The 16,462-nt window shown below is 56.2% G+C and carries 14 protein-coding genes; 13 read left to right on the plus strand and 1 reads right to left on the minus strand.

What is annotated here, in order from left to right; genetic code table 11:
* Window positions 1-318: 318 nt before the first annotated feature.
* Window positions 319-1,458 carry a tRNA epoxyqueuosine(34) reductase QueG gene (queG, locus tag ADJ24_RS03160; protein WP_023310131.1) on the minus strand — a complete coding sequence of 380 codons (1,140 nt, stop codon included), beginning with the start codon at window positions 1,456-1,458 and terminating at the stop codon, window positions 319-321.
* Here queG and nnr point away from each other — a divergent pair.
* The 13 genes from nnr (at window position 1,457) to rnr (ending at window position 16,436) form a co-directional block, all read left to right on the plus strand.
* Window positions 1,457-2,980 (plus strand): bifunctional ADP-dependent NAD(P)H-hydrate dehydratase/NAD(P)H-hydrate epimerase, encoded by a 1,524-nt coding sequence (nnr, locus tag ADJ24_RS03165; RefSeq protein ID WP_032668028.1) that lies wholly within the window; start codon window positions 1,457-1,459, stop codon window positions 2,978-2,980. The genes queG and nnr overlap by 2 nt on opposite strands.
* A complete protein-coding gene (gene tsaE / locus ADJ24_RS03170) occupies window positions 2,973-3,434 on the plus strand; it encodes a tRNA (adenosine(37)-N6)-threonylcarbamoyltransferase complex ATPase subunit type 1 TsaE (RefSeq protein ID WP_013095283.1) in 462 nt (153 codons plus the stop codon). The genes nnr and tsaE overlap by 8 nt, the downstream gene beginning before the upstream one ends.
* Window positions 3,435-3,450: 16 nt before the next feature.
* Window positions 3,451-4,791: an N-acetylmuramoyl-L-alanine amidase AmiB gene (amiB, locus tag ADJ24_RS03175; protein ID WP_032668030.1), complete on the plus strand. Its 1,341-nt coding sequence runs from the start codon at window positions 3,451-3,453 to the stop codon at window positions 4,789-4,791.
* Window positions 4,792-4,800: 9 nt separating this feature from the next.
* Entirely contained in the window at window positions 4,801-6,645 is a 1,845-nt protein-coding gene (gene mutL / locus ADJ24_RS03180; protein ID WP_023310134.1) for a DNA mismatch repair endonuclease MutL, read from the plus strand.
* Window positions 6,638-7,588 (plus strand): tRNA (adenosine(37)-N6)-dimethylallyltransferase MiaA, encoded by a 951-nt coding sequence (gene miaA, locus ADJ24_RS03185; protein WP_023310135.1) that lies wholly within the window; start codon window positions 6,638-6,640, stop codon window positions 7,586-7,588. The genes mutL and miaA overlap by 8 nt, the downstream gene beginning before the upstream one ends.
* Window positions 7,589-7,673: 85 nt before the next feature.
* On the plus strand, window positions 7,674-7,985 hold the full coding sequence (hfq, locus tag ADJ24_RS03190) for an RNA chaperone Hfq (RefSeq protein WP_008502919.1): 312 nt from the start codon (window positions 7,674-7,676) through the stop codon (window positions 7,983-7,985).
* 74 nt (window positions 7,986-8,059) lie between these two features.
* A complete protein-coding gene (hflX, locus tag ADJ24_RS03195) occupies window positions 8,060-9,340 on the plus strand; it encodes a ribosome rescue GTPase HflX (protein ID WP_023310136.1) in 1,281 nt (426 codons plus the stop codon).
* Window positions 9,341-9,396: 56 nt separating this feature from the next.
* Window positions 9,397-10,656: an FtsH protease activity modulator HflK gene (gene hflK / locus ADJ24_RS03200; protein ID WP_023310137.1), complete on the plus strand. Its 1,260-nt coding sequence runs from the start codon at window positions 9,397-9,399 to the stop codon at window positions 10,654-10,656.
* Between the two features lie 2 nt (window positions 10,657-10,658).
* On the plus strand, window positions 10,659-11,663 hold the full coding sequence (gene hflC, locus ADJ24_RS03205) for a protease modulator HflC (RefSeq protein ID WP_023310138.1): 1,005 nt from the start codon (window positions 10,659-10,661) through the stop codon (window positions 11,661-11,663).
* Window positions 11,664-11,734: 71 nt separating this feature from the next.
* A complete protein-coding gene (locus ADJ24_RS03210) occupies window positions 11,735-11,932 on the plus strand; it encodes a DUF2065 domain-containing protein (protein WP_003855996.1) in 198 nt (65 codons plus the stop codon).
* Window positions 11,933-12,036: 104 nt separating this feature from the next.
* Window positions 12,037-13,335 carry an adenylosuccinate synthase gene (locus ADJ24_RS03215; protein WP_006178975.1) on the plus strand — a complete coding sequence of 433 codons (1,299 nt, stop codon included), beginning with the start codon at window positions 12,037-12,039 and terminating at the stop codon, window positions 13,333-13,335.
* Between the two features lie 192 nt (window positions 13,336-13,527).
* The gene (gene nsrR / locus ADJ24_RS03220; protein WP_023310139.1) at window positions 13,528-13,953 is read left to right on the plus strand and encodes a nitric oxide-sensing transcriptional repressor NsrR; all 426 of its coding nucleotides are present in this window, start codon (window positions 13,528-13,530) and stop codon (window positions 13,951-13,953) included.
* A gap of 38 nt (window positions 13,954-13,991) precedes the next feature.
* On the plus strand, window positions 13,992-16,436 hold the full coding sequence (gene rnr / locus ADJ24_RS03225; protein ID WP_023310140.1) for a ribonuclease R: 2,445 nt from the start codon (window positions 13,992-13,994) through the stop codon (window positions 16,434-16,436).
* The last annotated feature ends 26 nt before the right edge of the window (window positions 16,437-16,462 follow it).

Below are 16,462 nucleotides of genomic sequence, written 5' to 3' on the forward strand. Positions count from 1 at the left end.
ACCTTGCCAAGGTCGGGGTCGCGAGTTCGAGTCTCGTTTCCCGCTCCAAATTCTTCTTAATCTCTAAAATATCCACAGCGAAAAGAGTCGTTGGGGACGTTTTCTATTGTCTCTGAAATACTATTGTGAACAGAGTTATCCACAGAAACTACGCTTAACCGTAACAGGGTTAAAGCTTAGCAGGGTGAATAATATCTTTGTAACGCACTGTATTTAGTGAATAAATTTTCATTTCAAAATGTTATTGAGATCACTTGACCTCTTCTCCAGCCCAGATGGCGCTTGAGTTTGTAATTTTATTCACAGGCTGTGAATAGTTCAGGCATCCCGCGGAAGCCCTTTTTCAATCACCCGCACCAGACGCTGTTTCTTCGGTAGCTGCACCTCGATCGCGCAGGCATTACGCTTCTCTATTTGCTGCGCAATCGCCCATTCTATGTGCTCATCAAGAAGTGGGTGCTCACCTCTACGGCTTTCAAGCGCCCGAATATTGGCTTCATCCCACGGGGCATTACCCAGCGCGACGGCAACATTACGCAGCCAGCGCAGATGACCGATACGGCGAATGGCCGAACCTTCCGTCACTTTCAGGAACCAGGCTTCGGTCCAGGCGAACAGCTCAACGAGCTGAGGCGCATGCAGCGCCTTACGCGGGCTGAAATCCTCTTCGTCCGTGAGCTGCGAATAGCGGTTCCACGGGCAGATCAGCTGGCAGTCGTCGCAGCCGTAGATGCGGTTGCCGATAAGCGGTCGAAATTCCTCTGGAATGGCTCCTTCCAGTTCGATAGTGAGGTAGGAGATGCAGCGGCGCGCATCAACGGTGTAAGGCTCGACGATGGCACCCGTCGGGCAGATGGTCATGCAGGCCACGCAGCGGCCGCAGCCTTCCTCTACCGGGCCGTCTACCGGCAGCGGTAAATCAATCAGCAGTTCACCCAGGAAGAAGAACGATCCGGCGTCGCGGCTAAGGATAAGTGAGTGCTTACCTGTCCAGCCAAGCCCGGCTTTTTCGGCGATCGGGCGCTCAAGAATAGGCGCAGAATCGACAAAGGGTCTAAAATTCAGCGAAACACAGTGCTGCTGAATAGTTTCCCCGAGTTTTTTTAAACGGTTACGCAAGAGCTTATGGTAATCACGCCCCATGGCGTACCGGCTGACGTAACCCAGAGAGGGATTTTTTAGCGTGCGCGCAAAGGCCGCGTTGGCGGGCAGATAGTTCATGCGCACGCTGATGACGCGTAATGTGCCCGGCAAAAGCTCGTGAGGGCGGGCGCGCATCATGCCATGACGCGCCATCCACTCCATTTCGCCGTGGTATTGTTTGTCCAGCCAGGCCTGCAGTTTTGGCTCGCTGGCGGAAAGGTCGGTATCGGTAATACCCACCTTCTGGAAGCCAAGCTCAGCACCCCACTGTTTTATTTTTTGCGCTAATTCATTGAGATCGAGGGGCTGTGACATGACGGACCATACGGTGAAGAAAAACCCCGCAAGTATACCACATTCCATCTGGCATGCGGATGACCTCCGGCGCGCCGAAAAAGAGGCCGCAGACAGCCTCGGGATTACCCTTTTTGAACTGATGCTGCGCGCGGGTGAGGCGGCGTTTAATGTTGCCCGCAGCGCGTACCCTCAGGCCGCCCGCTGGCTGATTCTGTGCGGTCACGGCAATAACGGCGGCGACGGCTACGTCGTCGCCCGTCTCGCGGTTGCGGCAGGTATCCGCGTGACGTTGCTGGCCCTGGAGAGTGATAAACCGCTGCCGGAAGAGGCCAGCGCGGCGCGGGAGGCGTGGCTTAACGCAGGCGGTGTGATTCATGCGCCTGATATCGTCTGGCCGGAAGAGGTGGATCTGATTGTTGACGGTCTGCTGGGTACCGGGCTACGCAGTGCGCCTCGCGAGAACATTGCCGCCCTGATTGAACACGCTAACAGACACTCCGCGCCGGTCGTCGCCCTGGATATTCCCTCAGGCCTGATCGCACAAACCGGCGCGACGCCGGGAGCGGTCATTCAGGCTGCACATACGGTAACCTTCATCGCCCTCAAGCCGGGGCTACTGACCGGTAAAGCACGAGACGTCGTTGGCGTTTTGCACCACCATGCGCTGGGGCTGGAGAGCTGGCTGGCCGGGCAGGAAACGTACCTCGCGCGTTTTGATGCGTCGCAGCTTGCAGCGTGGCTCCCGCCGCGCCGACCAACGTCCCATAAGGGCGATCATGGCAGGCTAGTGATTATTGGCGGCGATCGTGGTACGGCAGGTGCGATTCGCATGACCGGCGAAGCGGCTCTGCGCTGCGGTGCCGGATTAGTGCGAGTACTCACTCGCATTGAGAATATAGCGCCGATCGTTACGGCCCGACCGGAGCTGATGGTCCATGAGCTTACGCCTCAGTCGCTTGAAGAAAGCCTGGAATGGGCGGACGTGGTGGCGATCGGCCCCGGGCTTGGACAGCAGGCATGGGGTAAACAGGCCCTGCAAAAGGTCGAGAATTTTCGTAAACCGATGCTGTGGGATGCCGACGCGCTTAACCTTCTGGCAATAAACCCCGATAAGCGTCACAATCGCATTCTGACGCCACACCCCGGCGAAGCCGCGCGCCTGCTTAACTGCAGCGTGGCAGAAATCGAAAGCGATCGCTTACTTTCTGCTCAGCGTCTGGTAAAACGTTACGGAGGTGTTGCTGTTTTGAAAGGGGCAGGAACCGTTGTCGCCAGTGACGAGACGCAGGGCATTATCGATGCCGGAAATGCGGGCATGGCAAGCGGCGGCATGGGCGATGTGCTTTCCGGCATCATTGGCGCATTGCTTGGACAGAAACTTCCCCTTTATGATGCAGCCTGCGCGGGCTGCGTGGCCCACGGTGTCGCGGCGGATAAACTGGCCGCGCGTTACGGTACACGCGGCATGCTGGCCACCGATCTTTTTTGCACGCTGCGGCGTGTTGTTAACCCGGATGTGATTGACGTAGAAAATGACTAATCGAGCGATTCCTTTACCTGATGAACAAGCCACTTTAGAACTCGGCAAGCGCGTGGCGCAGGCCTGTCAGGGGGCAACCGTCATTTATCTGTATGGTGATTTAGGTGCGGGTAAAACCACCTTCAGCCGGGGTTTTTTGCAGGCGTTAGGGCATAACGGGAATGTGAAAAGCCCAACCTACACGCTGGTTGAACCGTACACCCTTGAAAATCTCATGGTGTACCACTTCGATTTATACCGCCTTGCGGATCCTGAGGAGCTGGAATTTATGGGGATCCGTGATTATTTTGCCAACGACGCCATTTGCCTGGTGGAGTGGCCGCAACAAGGTGCGGGTGTGCTGCCTGACCCGGATGTCGAAATTCACTTAGATTACCAGGCACAAGGGCGTGAGGCACGCATCAGTGCTGTTTCCTCATCAGGCAGTTCCTTACTGGCGCGACTGGCCGGTTAAGCGTAGGGATGACGGGATGATAAATCGCGTTAAAGGTTGGTTGTTGGCTGCCACCGTGCTGCTGTGCGCGCAGGCCGGGGCGGCAAACCTCTCAGATATTCAGGTATCAAACGGCGAAAGCCAGGCCCGGATCACGTTCAGCTTTATGGGCGATCCTGAATATGCGTTTTCACAGCCAGACAGCCACAGCGTGGCGCTGGATATCAAACAAACAGGCGTGATCCAGGGGCTACCGCTGCGGTTCAGCGGTAACAACCTTGTGAAAAGTATTCGTTCGGGAACGCCGCAGGATAGCCAGTCGTTACGCCTGGTGGTTGATCTGACCGAAAAGGGCAAAACGAAGGCGGTGAAGCAGCAAAACGGGGCGAACTATACGGTGGTGTTTACCATCAATGCCGACGCGCCGCCGCCGCCTCCACCGCCGCCGGTCGTAGCGAAGCGCGTGGAAGAACCAGTGTATACGCCGCGTCCTTCTGAACCTGCACGTAATCCGTTTAAATCGCAGAACGATCGCATTACCGCGGCAACCAGCAGCAATACGGTGACGCGTCCGGTGGCCAGCGCGCGACGCGCGACGGTCAGCGGTGACAAAGTGATTATCGCCATTGATGCGGGTCACGGCGGGGAAGATCCGGGGGCGATTGGCCCTGGCGGCACGCGAGAAAAAAACGTGACTATCGCTATCGCGCGTAAACTGCGTTCGCTGCTCAATGACGACCCTATGTTTAAAGGCGTGTTGACCCGCGACGGGGACTACTTTATCTCCGTAATGGGACGCTCGGACGTTGCGCGTAAGCAAAACGCGAACTTCCTGGTCTCCATTCATGCGGACGCCGCACCGAATCGTAGCGCGACCGGCGCCTCGGTTTGGGTGCTGTCGAACCGTCGCGCTAACAGCGAAATGGCCAACTGGCTGGAAGAGCATGAGAAGCAGTCTGAACTGTTAGGCGGCGCGGGCGACGTGCTGGCGAACAGCCAGTCCGATCCGTACCTCAGCCAGGCGGTGCTGGATTTACAGTTCGGTCATTCTCAGCGCGTCGGGTATGATGTCGCCACTAACGTATTGAACCAGCTGCAAAGCGTTGGCGTGCTGCATAAACGCCGTCCAGAACATGCCAGCCTCGGCGTTCTGCGCTCGCCAGATATCCCGTCCATCCTTGTGGAGACGGGCTTTATCAGTAACAACGGTGAAGAGCGTCTGTTGGGAAGCGACAGTTACCAGCAGCAAATTGCCGAAGCGATTTATAACGGTTTACGCAAATATTTTGAGGCGCATCCTCTGCAGTCTGCGCCACAGAGCGGCTCTGCCCAGACGGCCAGCGCAGCGCTGCCGGGTGAGATGACCGCGACCAACTAAGGAGAATTCATGCCGATTCAGGTTCTACCGCCGCAGCTCGCGAACCAAATCGCCGCCGGTGAGGTGGTGGAACGCCCTGCGTCGGTGGTGAAGGAGCTGGTGGAAAACAGCCTCGATGCGGGCGCAACCCGCATCGATATTGATATCGAACGCGGTGGCGCGAAGCTTATCCGCATTCGCGACAACGGCTGTGGCATTAAAAAAGAGGAGCTGGCGCTGGCGCTGGCTCGTCACGCCACCAGTAAAATCGCCTCTCTGGACGATCTGGAAGCGATTATTAGCCTCGGTTTTCGCGGCGAAGCGCTGGCCAGTATCAGCTCCGTTTCGCGCTTAACGCTGACCTCCCGTACCGCTGAACAGCAGGAAGCCTGGCAGGCTTACGCCGAAGGGCGCGATATGGATGTGACGGTCAAACCCGCGGCGCACCCTGTCGGCACGACGCTGGAAGTCCTGGATCTGTTCTACAACACCCCCGCCCGACGCAAGTTTATGCGTACCGAGAAGACCGAGTTCGGCCATATCGACGAGATCATTCGCCGTATTGCGCTGGCCCGTTTCGATGTCACCATTAATCTCAGCCATAACGGCAAGGTGATGCGCCAGTACCGTGCGGTGGCTGAAGGCGGACAGAAAGAGCGTCGTTTGGGGGCGATCTGCGGTACGCCGTTCCTGGAACAGGCTCTGGCCATTGAGTGGCAGCACGGCGATCTGGCTTTACGCGGCTGGGTTGCCGATCCAAACGCGAGCAGTGCTGCGTTCTCTGAAATTCAGTATTGCTACGTGAACGGCCGCATGATGCGCGACCGTCTCATCAATCACGCGATTCGCCAGGCCTGCGAAGACAAACTCGGGGCCGATCAGCAGCCTGCTTTCGTCCTTTATCTGGAAATCGACCCCCATCAGGTGGATGTAAACGTTCATCCAGCCAAGCATGAGGTGCGTTTCCACCAGTCGCGTCTGGTTCACGACTTTATTTATCAGGGCGTGGCCGCCGTGTTGCAGCAGCAGGCAGAGCCAACGCTGCCGCTGGAGAACGACGCCCCTGCACCGCGTCCGCTGCCGGAAAACCGTGTCGCGGCAGGCCGCAACCATTTTGCGGAGCCTGCCGTCGCGCGTGAACCGGAAGCTCCGCGTTTCTCCCAGGCCGGGAGCGCACCGCGGCCAACGGGCGCGAACTATCCGAATGCACAGCCTGGCTATCAGAAGCAGCAGGGCGCGTTGTACCGCAAGCTGCTGGAAACGCCAGCCGTGGAGCGTAAAGAGCACATTCCGGCCGCTCAGCCTTCTCTGGACGGCCATAGCCAGAGTTTTGGCCGGGTGCTGACGATTATCGCGCCCGATATGGCACTGCTTGAACGTGACGGCAAACTGATGCTTCTGGCACTGCCGGTCGCCGAACGCTGGCTCAAGCAGGTGCAGCTTACGCCAGGCGAAAATGCAGCCTGCGCGCAGCCGCTCTTAATTCCGGTTCGGCTGAAAATATCCCCTGATGAAACAAGGGTATTGCAGCGCGCAGAGCCGCAGCTGGCGCAAATGGGTATTGAAACTGTGCTCGAACCACAACATGTGACAATTCGTGCAGTGCCTTTACCCTTACGCCAACAAAATTTACAAAACTTGATTCCTGAACTGATAGGCTACCTGGCGCAGCAAACATCGTTTGATGCCGCCAACACCGCGCAGTGGATCGCCCGCCATCTGGCAAGCGAACACGCGTCGTGGAGTATGGCGCAGGCCATTAGCGTGCTGGCGGAGGTGGAACGCCTCTGTCCGCATCTGGTGAAAACGCCGCCGGGTGGGTTATTACAACCTGTTGATTTACAAACGGCGATGAACGCCCTGAAACATGATTGACGCAAGTAAGGCGAGCCTGCCTAAGGCAATTTTTTTAATGGGCCCAACGGCCTCCGGCAAAACGGCGCTAGCCATTGAGTTGCGTAAAGTTTTGCCTGTAGAGTTGATTAGCGTCGACTCCGCCCTCATCTACCGAGGGATGGACATCGGCACGGCGAAGCCTGACGCAGAAGAGCTGCGTGCGGCACCGCACCGTTTGCTGGATATTCTTGACCCGGCTCAGGCCTATTCCGCAGCGGATTTCCGCCGGGATGCCTTAGCCGAAATGGCCGAGATAACGGCGGCGGGACGTATACCGCTGTTGGTTGGCGGAACCATGCTCTATTTCAAGGCGTTGCTGGAGGGGTTGTCACCTCTGCCATCCGCGGATCCGGAAATAAGAGCGAAAATTGAGCAGCAGGCGGCAGAGCAGGGTTGGGACGTTTTGCATCAGCAACTGGCGGAGATTGACCCGGTTGCAGCAGCACGGATCCATCCAAATGATCCGCAAAGGCTTTCCCGGGCACTGGAAGTTTTTTTCATTTCGGGTAAAACTTTAACGGAACTGACGCAAACGTCAGGAGACGCTCTGCCGTATCAGGTGCATCAGTTCGCCATCGCCCCGGCGAGCCGTGAACTGCTCCATCAGCGAATTGAGCAGCGTTTTCATCAGATGTTAGCTTCAGATTTTGAAGCAGAAGTGCGGGCGCTATTTGCCCGTGGAGATTTGCATACGGACATGCCTTCCATTCGTTGTGTGGGATACCGCCAGATGTGGTCGTATCTTGAAGGTGAGATTTCATACGATGAAATGGTTTATAGAGGTGTTTGCGCCACGAGACAGTTAGCGAAGCGCCAGATCACCTGGTTGCGCGGTTGGGAGGGTGTTCACTGGTTAGACAGTGAAAAACCGCAACAGGCGTTAAACGAAGTGATTGAGGTTGTTGGTGATATCGCTCACTGAATGTGTACAATTGAGACGTATCGTGCGCAATTTTTCAGAATCGCAAGGTTCTAAGTACAAAACAAGCATATAAGGAAAAGATAGAATGGCTAAGGGGCAATCTTTACAAGATCCGTTCCTGAACGCATTGCGTCGGGAACGTGTTCCAGTTTCTATTTATTTGGTGAATGGTATTAAGCTGCAAGGTCAGATTGAGTCTTTCGATCAGTTTGTGATTCTGTTGAAAAACACGGTCAGTCAGATGGTCTACAAGCACGCTATTTCTACTGTTGTTCCGTCCCGTCCGGTATCTCATCACAGCAATAACGCTGGCGGCGGCACTGGTAGTAACTACCATCATGGCAGCAACGCGCAGGGTTCTTCAACGCCGGCGCAGGACAGCGACGAAACCGAATAAGGTTTCGCACTGTTATCCACACGGGGAGCCAGGGATCCTGCGTTCCCCGCTGATCTTTTTAGAGAGGTTTACGCTTGTTTGACCGTTATGATGCCGGTGAGCAGGCGGTGCTGGTACACATCTATTTTTCGCAAGACAAAGATATGGAAGACCTCCAGGAGTTTGAATCTCTGGTCTCTTCCGCCGGTGTCGAAGCAATGCAGGTGATTACCGGTAGCCGTAAAGCGCCGCACCCAAAGTATTTTGTTGGTGAAGGTAAAGCAGTCGAAATTGCGGATGCCGTAAAAGCAACCGGCGCGTCAGTCGTGTTGTTTGATCATGCGCTGTCTCCAGCCCAGGAGCGCAACCTGGAAGCCCTTTGCGAATGCCGTGTTATCGATCGCACGGGTTTGATTTTAGATATTTTTGCTCAGCGTGCACGTACCCACGAAGGGAAACTGCAGGTTGAGCTGGCGCAGCTGCGCCATCTGGCAACGCGTCTGGTGCGTGGCTGGACACACCTTGAAAGACAAAAAGGCGGGATTGGTTTGCGCGGCCCGGGTGAAACCCAGCTCGAAACCGACCGTCGTTTGCTGCGTGGCCGAATTACCCAGATCCTTTCACGTCTGGAACGTGTAGAGAAACAGCGCGAACAGGGGCGTCGGGCGCGAACCAAAGCCGACATCCCGACGGTGTCGCTGGTGGGCTATACCAACGCCGGTAAATCCACCCTGTTTAACCAGATAACCGAGGCCCAGGTTTATGCCGCAGACCAGCTGTTTGCGACCCTGGACCCTACGCTGCGCCGTATTGACGTTGCAGACGTCGGTGAAACGGTGCTGGCGGATACCGTAGGGTTTATCCGCCACCTGCCGCATGACCTGGTGGCGGCGTTTAAAGCCACCCTGCAGGAGACGCGACAGGCGACTCTGCTGCTGCACGTGATTGATGCGGCAGACGTGCGCGTGCAGGAGAACATCGACGCGGTGAACGTGGTGCTCGAAGAGATCGACGCCCACGAGATCCCAACGCTGTTGGTCATGAATAAGATCGATATGCTGGACGATTTCGAACCGCGTATCGACAGAGATGAAGAAAACAAACCGATTCGGGTCTGGCTTTCTGCCCAGACCGGTATTGGTGTGCCACTGCTTTTCCAGGCTTTGACAGAACGTCTTTCCGGTGAGGTAGCTCAGCACACGCTGCGACTGCCGCCACAGGAAGGCAGGCTGCGCAGCCGGTTTTATCAGCTTCAGGCGATAGAAAAAGAGTGGATGGAGGATGACGGCAGCGTGGGGATGCAGGTGCGTATGCCGATCGTTGACTGGCGTCGCCTCTGTAAACAAGAACCTGCGCTGGTCGACTATATCGTCTGATCAGAAAGGGGATGCCTGAATAATTCGCCCTTGCATAACAAATATGGAGCATATACATGGCGTGGAATCAGCCCGGTAATAACGGACAAGACCGCGACCCGTGGGGAAGCAGCAAACCTGGCGGCAACTCTGAGGGAAATGGCAACAAAGGTGGTCGCGAGCAGGGGCCGCCGGATCTGGATGATATCTTCCGCAAACTGAGCAAGAAGCTTGGTGGCCTTGGCGGAGGAAAAGGTTCTGGCTCGGGTGGCAATTCCACTCAGAGTTCGCGCCCGCCAATGGGTGGCCGCGTAGTGGGCATCGTGGCCGCTGCGGTAGTCATCATCTGGGCAGCCAGCGGGTTCTACACCATTAAAGAAGCAGAACGCGGCGTGGTCACCCGTTTCGGTAAGTTCAGCCATCTGGTTGAGCCGGGTCTGAACTGGAAGCCGACCTTCATTGATGACGTGACCGCGGTAAACGTGGAATCCGTCCGTGAACTGGCCGCCTCTGGCGTGATGCTGACTTCTGACGAAAACGTGGTGCGCGTTGAGATGAACGTGCAGTACCGCGTGACCGATCCTGAGCGTTATCTGTTTAGCGTGACCAGCGCGGATGACAGCCTGCGTCAGGCGACCGACAGCGCCCTGCGCGGTGTGATCGGTAAATACACCATGGACCGTATTCTGACCGAAGGTCGTACCGTTATTCGTAGCGATACCCAGCGCGAGCTGGAAGAGACCATTCGTCCGTACAACATGGGTATTACCCTGCTGGACGTCAACTTCCAGGCTGCGCGTCCGCCGGAAGAGGTGAAAGCCGCATTTGACGATGCGATTGCTGCCCGTGAAAACGAACAGCAGTACATCCGTGAAGCAGAAGCGTACACCAACGAAGTTCAGCCACGCGCTAACGGTCAGGCGCAGCGTATTCTGGAAGAAGCGCGCGCGTATAAAACGCAGACCATCCTGGAAGCTCAGGGTGAAGTGGCCCGCTTCGCGAAGATCCTGCCGGAATATAAAGCGGCACCGGAAATTACCCGTGAGCGTCTCTATATCGAGACCATGGAAAAAGTGCTGAGCCACACCCGCAAAGTGTTGGTTAACGACAGTAAAGGCGGAAACCTGATGGTTCTGCCGCTGGATCAGATGCTGAAAGGCGGTTCTGCACCAGCAGCGAAAGGCGACACCAGCGGCGCGAACAACCTGCTGCGTCTGCCGCCAGCCTCAACAGGCAGCGCCAGCACGAACACAACGCCTTCTTCGAACGATGGTGACATTATGGACCAACGCCGTGCTAACGCGCAGCGTAACGACTACCAGCGTCAGGGGGAATAAGGATGCGTAAGTCAGTTATTGCGATCATCGTCATCGTACTGGTCGCGCTTTATACCTCGATTTTTGTGGTGAAAGAAGGCGAGCGTGGGATTAAGTTCCAGTTCAGCAGCGTCGTGCGTGATGGCGACAAACGCCCGGTGATTTACGAGCCGGGTCTGCACTTCAAGGTGCCGTTCATTCAGTCCGTGAAAACGCTGGATGCACGTATCCAGACCATGGATAACCAGGCCGACCGTTTCGTGACCAAAGAGAAGAAAGACCTGATCGTTGATTCCTATATCAAATGGCGCATCAGCGATTTCAGCCGTTACTTCCTGGCAACGGGCGGCGGCGACGTTTCTCAGGCAGAAGTGCTGCTGAAACGTAAGTTCTCTGACCGTCTGCGTTCCGAGATTGGTCGTCTGGATGTGAAAGACATTGTGACCGACTCCCGTGGTCGTCTGACCCTGGAAGTTCGCGATGCGCTGAACTCTGGTACAGCGGGCACTGAAGATGAAGTTTCAACGCCGGCAGCAGATGATGCGATTGCCAAAGCGGCTGAACGCGTTCAGGCGGAGACTAACGGTAAAGTGCCGGTGATCAACCCGAACAGTATGGCTGCGCTGGGTATCGAAGTGGTTGACGTGCGTATCAAGCAGATCAACCTGCCAGTTGAAGTGTCCGAGGCGATTTACAACCGTATGCGCGCCGAGCGTGAGGCGGTAGCCCGTCGTCACCGTTCACAGGGTCAGGAAGAGGCTGAGAAGCTGCGTGCAGCCGCGGACTATGAAGTCACCAAGACGCTGGCGGAATCTGAGCGCCAGGGCCGTATCCTGCGCGGTGAAGGCGATGCCGAAGCGGCGAAGCTGTTCGCTGATGCTTTCAGCCAGGATCCTGACTTCTACGCCTTTATCCGTAGCCTGCGTGCTTACGAGAATAGCTTCCAGAGCAACCAGGATGTCATGGTGCTCAGCCCGGACAGCGATTTCTTCCGTTATATGAAGACGCCGGCTAACGCAACGCGATAAACTCAGGCTCGTTTGAGTATTCAAACCACCGCTCTCAACGGAGCGGTGGTTTTCTTTTATAAGGAATAAAAATGAATTCAACGATCTGGCTCGCACTGGCCCTGGTCCTGGTGCTGGAAGGTCTTGGACCGATGCTTTATCCGCGCGCCTGGCGCCGAATGATCGCCACGATGAGCCAGCTGCCGGATAATATTTTGCGTCGTTTTGGCGGCGGTCTTGTGGTTGCGGGCATCGTGATCTACTACATGTTGAGGAAAACGATTGGCTGATCAAAAAATAGGCACAATCGGCGTATTTTGAGGTCAAAAAGTGCTGTATATCTGAAAAAGCGATGGTAGAATCCATTTTTAAGCAAACGGTGATTTTGAAAAAAATGGGTAACAACGTCGTCGTACTGGGCACCCAATGGGGTGACGAAGGTAAAGGGAAGATTGTTGATCTTCTGACTGAACGGGCTAAATATGTTGTACGCTACCAGGGCGGTCACAACGCAGGCCATACTCTCGTAATCAACGGTGAAAAAACCGTCCTCCATCTTATTCCATCAGGCATTCTTCGCGAAAACGTCACCAGCATCATCGGTAACGGCGTTGTGCTGTCTCCTGCTGCGCTGATGAAAGAGATGAAAGGTCTGGAAGACCGTGGTATCCCTGTTCGTGAGCGTCTGCTGCTCTCCGAAGCCTGCCCGCTGATCCTGGATTATCACGTGGCGCTGGACGTAGCGCGTGAGAAAGCGCGCGGCGCGAAAGCGATCGGCACCACCGGTCGTGGTATCGGCCCGGCTTACGAAGATAAAGTTGCACGTCGCGGTCTGCGCGTGGGTGACCTCTTCGACAAAGCGACCTTCGCTGAAAAACTGAAAGAAGTGATGGAATATCACAATTTCCAGCTGGTGAACTTCTACAAAGCTGACGCTGTTGACTACCAGAAAGTGCTGGATGACGTCATGGCGATCGCTGACATTCTGACCGGTATGGTTGTTGACGTGTCCGATCTGCTGGACCAGGCGCGCAAGCGTGGCGATTTCGTCATGTTCGAAGGTGCGCAGGGTACGCTGCTGGACATCGACCACGGTACCTATCCGTACGTTACGTCCTCTAACACCACGGCAGGTGGCGTGGCGACCGGCTCTGGCCTGGGTCCACGTTATGTAGATTACGTGCTGGGCATCATCAAAGCGTACTCCACTCGCGTGGGTGCGGGTCCATTCCCGACCGAGCTGTTTGATGAAACCGGCGAGTTCCTGTGCAAGCAGGGTAACGAGTTTGGCGCGACCACTGGTCGTCGTCGTCGTACCGGCTGGTTGGATGCGGTTGCCGTGCGTCGTGCAGTGCAGATCAACTCCCTGTCTGGCTTCTGCCTGACCAAGCTGGACGTACTGGACGGCCTGAAAGAAGTGAAAATCTGCGTAGGCTACCGTATGCCAGATGGCCGCGAAGTGACCACCACTCCGCTGGCTGCTGACGACTGGGAAGGCATTGAGCCAATCTACGAAACCATGCCGGGCTGGTCTGAGACCACTTTCGGTGTGAAAGAGCGTAGCGGCCTGCCGCAGGCGGCGCTGGATTACATCAAGCGTATTGAAGAACTGACCGAAGTGCCGATCGATATTATTTCTACCGGCCCGGATCGTACTGAAACGATGATCCTGCGCGACCCGTTCGACGCATAATCTTCGTGACTGCTGGCCTGCGGGGAGACCCGTAGGCCGGATAAGCGTAGCGCCATCCGGCGACCGCTCCTGGATCTCCGCTTTTTCGCCCCGTCTGTCAAATAAATTAGCCGCTCACTATCTGGCTGGTTTATCATCATTAATGAATATCTCTGCGGTTTAACCGCGTTTTCCCTTTTTCCTGAGGTTGATGTGCAGTTAACAAGTTTCACCGATTACGGCTTACGTGCGCTGATTTACATGGCGTCGTTACCCGATGGGAAGATGACCAGTATCTCTGAAGTCACAGAGGTCTACGGCGTATCCCGTAATCATATGGTCAAAATAATCAATCAACTTAGTCGTGCCGGATACGTTGCTGCCGTCCGCGGGAAGAATGGTGGGATCCGTCTCGGTAAACCGGCACAGAGTATTCGTGTTGGCGATGTGGTACGTGAACTGGAGCCGCTGTCTCTGGTGAACTGCAGCAGCGAGTTCTGCCACATCACGCCCGCTTGCCGCCTGAAAAAGGCGCTTTCAAAGGCCGTGCAAAGTTTTCTCATGGAACTGGATAACTACACGCTGGCCGATTTGGTTGAAGAGAATCAACCGCTTTATAAATTATTGCTGGTGGAATGAAGAAAATTTCCACCGGAGCTGACAACGGAGGAACCGACATGTCACATGATCCTTTCCAGGAACGCGAAGCCGAAAAATACGCGAATCCTATTCCCAGCCGCGAGTTCATCATTGAACACTTAACAAAACGCGAAAAACCCGCCAATCGTGAAGAACTTGCCGTTGAATTAAACATTGAAGGTGAAGAGCAAATTGAAGCCCTTCGCCGCCGCCTGCGCGCAATGGAGCGTGACGGGCAATTGGTCTTTACCCGCCGCCAGTGCTACGCGCTGCCAGAACGTCTCGATCTGCTGAAAGGGACCGTCATTGGTCACCGCGATGGCTTCGGCTTCCTGCGCGTGGAAGGCCGTAAAGACGATCTGTACCTCTCATCTGAACAGATGAAAATGTGCATCCACGGCGATCAGATCCTGGCGCAGCCGCTGGGAGCTGACCGTAAAGGCCGCCGCGAAGCGCGCGTGGTACGCGTTCTGGTGCCAAAAACCAGCCAGATCGTCGGCCGCTACTTTACCGACGCCGGCGTGGGCTTCGTGGTGCCGGACGACAGCCGTCTGAGCTTCGACATTCTGATCCCACCTGAAGAGGTGATGGGGGCCCGCATGGGCTTTGTGGTGGTGGTGGAACTCACCCAGCGCCCAACCCGTCGCACCAAAGCGGTAGGTAAAATCGTCGAAGTGCTTGGCGATAACATGGGCACCACGATGGCCGTTGATATGGCATTGCGCACCCATGAAATTCCGTACATCTGGCCGAAAGCGGTTGAAGATCAGATCGAAAGCCTGCGCGAAGAAGTGCCGGAAGAGTCCAAAGTGGGCCGCGTGGATCTGCGCTCCCTGCCGCTGGTCACTATTGACGGTGAAGACGCCCGCGACTTTGATGACGCCGTATACTGTGAGAAAAAACGCGGCGGTGGCTGGCGCCTGTGGGTCGCTATTGCAGACGTAAGCTATTACGTCCGTCCGCACACCCCGCTGGATAACGAAGCCCGCAGCCGCGGTACGTCGGTCTACTTCCCGTCCCAGGTCGTGCCGATGCTGCCGGAAGTGCTGTCTAACGGCCTGTGCTCCCTGAACCCGCAGGTTGACCGCCTCTGTATGGTTTGCGAGATGACCATCTCCACCAAAGGGCGCTTAACCGGCTACAAATTCTACGAAGCGGTGATGAGCTCGCACGCGCGTCTGACCTATACCAAGGTCTGGCATATGCTGCAGGGCGACCAGGATCTGCGCGAACAGTACGCGCCGCTGGTCAAACATATCGAAGAGCTGCATAACCTCTACAAAACGCTGGATCAGGCGCGCGAAGAGCGCGGCGGGATCTCGTTTGAGAGTGAAGAGGCGAAATTCATCTTCAACGCCGAACGCCGCATTGAGCGTATCGAGCAGACCCAGCGTAACGACGCGCACAAGCTGATCGAAGAGTGTATGATCCTGGCGAATATCTCGGCGGCACGTTTCGTCGAGAAAGCCAAAGAGCCAGCGCTGTTCCGTATTCACGATAAGCCGACCACGGAAGCCATTACGTCGTTCCGCTCCGTGCTGGCTGAACTGGGTCTGGAACTGCCTGGAGGCAACAAGCCAGAGCCGCGCGATTACGCCGAGCTGCTGGAGTCCATTGGCGACCGTCCTGACGCAGAAATGCTGCAGACGATGCTGCTGCGCTCCATGAAGCAGGCGATTTACGATCCGGAAAACCGCGGACACTTCGGCCTGGCGCTGCAGTCTTACGCCCACTTCACCTCGCCGATCCGTCGTTATCCTGACCTCTCTCTACACCGTGCGATCAAGTATCTGCTGGCGCAGGAGCAGGGCCATAAAGGGAACACCACCGAAACCGGTGGCTACCACTATTCGATGGAAGAGATGCTGCAGCTGGGTCAGCACTGCTCCATGGCCGAACGTCGTGCCGATGAAGCAACACGCGACGTAGCGGACTGGCTGAAGTGTGACTTTATGCTCGATCAGGTCGGTAACGTCTTCAAAGGCGTGATTGCCAGCGTGACCGGCTTTGGTTTCTTCGTTCGTCTGGACGAGCTGTTCATCGACGGTCTGGTGCACGTCTCCAGCCTGGATAACGACTACTACCGCTTCGACCAGGTCGGCCAGCGCCTGATTGGCGAATCTGGCGGCCAGACGTATCGTCTGGGCGACCGTGTGGAAGTGAAGGTCGAAGCCGTGAATATGGACGACCGTAAGATCGACTTCAGCCTGATCTCCAGCGAGCGCGCGCCGCGTAACGTCGGTAAAACCGAGCGTGAAAGGGCGAAAAAAACCGGTAACGGTAAACCGGGCGGCGGTAAACGTCGTCAGGCGGGCAAGAAGGTAAACTTCGAGCCGGACAGCGCGTTCCGCGGCGAGAAGAAACAGAAGCCGAAGGCGGCGAAGAAAGAAGCCCGCTCAGCGAAAAAACCTTCCGCGAAAACGCAGAAAATCGCTGCCGCCACCAAAGCGAAGCGCGCGGCCAAGAAAAAGCAGGCGGAGTAAATTCTCCCCTCAACCTGACCCTCTCC

The sequence above is a fragment of the Enterobacter sp. 940_PEND genome (assembly GCF_001059415.1).
GTDB lineage: Bacteria > Pseudomonadota > Gammaproteobacteria > Enterobacterales > Enterobacteriaceae > Enterobacter > Enterobacter cloacae_M.